The 2,094-nt window shown below is 53.9% G+C and carries 1 rRNA gene; it reads left to right on the top strand.

The window, feature by feature from the left end:
- Window positions 1-2,094 (top strand): 23S ribosomal RNA (locus LJE09_RS17030); the annotation flags it as partial.

The raw sequence follows: 2,094 nt of genomic DNA on the forward strand, positions 1-2,094 counted from the left end.
AGTCAGTAGGAGTAGACCCGAAACCGGGTGATCTATCCATGTCCAGGTTGAAGCTGCCGTAAGAGGTAGTGGAGGACCGAACCCACATCCGTTGAAAAGGGTGGGGATGAGGTGTGGATAGGGGAGAAATTCCAATCGAACCCGGAGATAGCTGGTTCTCCTCGAAATAGCTTTAGGGCTAGCCTCGATACAGATTTGCGGAGGTAGAGCACTGAATTTCCTAGGGGGCGTCAAAGCCTACCGAAGAATATCAAACTCCGAATGCCGCGTAATCGATTATCGGGAGTCAGACTGCACGAGATAAGTTGGGCGGTCAAAAGGGAAAGAGCCCAGACCTTCAGTTAAGGTCCCCAAGTGCGCGTTAAGTGGAAAAGGATGTGGGATTTCGAAGACAACCAGGATGTTGGCTCAGAAGCAGCCATCCATTCAAAGAGTGCGTAATAGCTCACTGGTCGAGAGGTCCTGCGCCGAAAATGTCCGGGGCTGAAACGCGCCACCGAAACTAAGGAACCGAAAGGTTGGTAGAGGAGCATTGCATGCGGGAAGAAGCAGTACCGTAAGGAGCTGTGGACTGCATGGAAGAGAGAATGCCGGAATGAGTAGCGAGAATAAGGTGAGAATCCTTATGGCCGAATATCCAAGGTTTCCAGAGTAAAGCTGATCTGCTCTGGGTAAGTCGGGGCCTAAGGCGAGGACGAGAGTCGTAGCCGATGGACAACAGGTGGAGATTCCTGTACTGCGGTATGACAGAACTGTGGGGACACGTAAGGAAAGCGGAAGCCGGGAATGGAAAGCCCGGTGCAAGCGGGGTACCAGTCACTTTGGCAAATCCGGGTGGCAATGGGAAGCCGTGATGCGGAGCGAAATAAAGTAGCGAAGTCCGTGAGCCATGCGTCAAGAAAAGCCGCTATTGTTTATACCGTACCCGTACCGTAAACCGACACAGGTGGATGAGGAGAGAATCCTAAGGCCGGCGGAAGAAGCATTGTCAAGGAACTCGGCAAAATGGCCCCGTAACTTAGGGATAAGGGGTGCCTGGGAAACCAGGCCGCAGAGAATAGGCTCAAGCAACTGTTTAGCAAAAACACAGGTCTATGCGAAACCGAAAGGTGAGGTATATGGGCTGACGCCTGCCCGGTGCTGGAAGGTTAAGAGGAGAGGTTAGCGGTAACGCGAAGCTTTGAATTTAAGCCCCAGTAAACGGCGGCCGTAACTATAACGGTCCTAAGGTAGCGAAATTCCTTGTCGGGTAAGTTCCGACCCGCACGAAAGGCGTAATGATTTGAGCGCTGTCTCGACAATGCATCCGGTGAAATTGAAGTACCAGTGAAGATGCTGGTTACCTGCGCCAGGACGGAAAGACCCCATGGAGCTTTACTCCAGTCTGGTACTGGGACTCGGTATTGCATGTACAGGATAGGTGGGAGGCTAGGAGATGGTAACGCCAGTTGCCATGGAGCCGCTGTTGGGATACCACCCTTGCAGTATTGGGTTTCTAACCAGCCGCCGTGACCCGGCGGTGGGACAATGCCAGACGGGGAGTTTGACTGGGGCGGTCGCCTCCGAAAGGGTATCGGAGGCGCCCAAAGGTTCCCTCAGAATGGACGGAAACCATTCGAAGAGTGCAAAGGCAGAAGGGAGCTTGACTGCGACACCGACGGGTGGAGCAGGTACGAAAGTAGGGCTTAGTGATCCGGTGGTATTAAGTGGGAATGCCATCGCTCAACGGATAAAAGCTACCCTGGGGATAACAGGCTTATCACTCCCAAGAGTTCACATCGACGGAGTGGTTTGGCACCTCGATGTCGGCTCATCGCATCCTGGGGCTGTAGTAGGTCCCAAGGGTTGGGCTGTTCGCCCATTAAAGCGGTACGCGAGCTGGGTTCAGAACGTCGTGAGACAGTTCGGTCCCTATCCGGCGTGGGCGTAGGATATCTGAGAGGAGCTGTCCTTAGTACGAGAGGACCGGGATGGACGGGCCGCTGGTGCATCGGTTAGACTGCCAAGTCTACGGCCGAGTAGCCAAGCCCGGAAGGGATAAACGCTGAAGGCATCTAAGCGTGAAGCCCCCCTTAAGATGAGATATCCCATTCG

Source organism: Blautia sp. DFI.3.45, assembly GCF_020593505.1.
In the GTDB taxonomy this organism is placed as follows: domain Bacteria; phylum Bacillota; class Clostridia; order Lachnospirales; family Lachnospiraceae; genus Blautia_A; species Blautia_A wexlerae.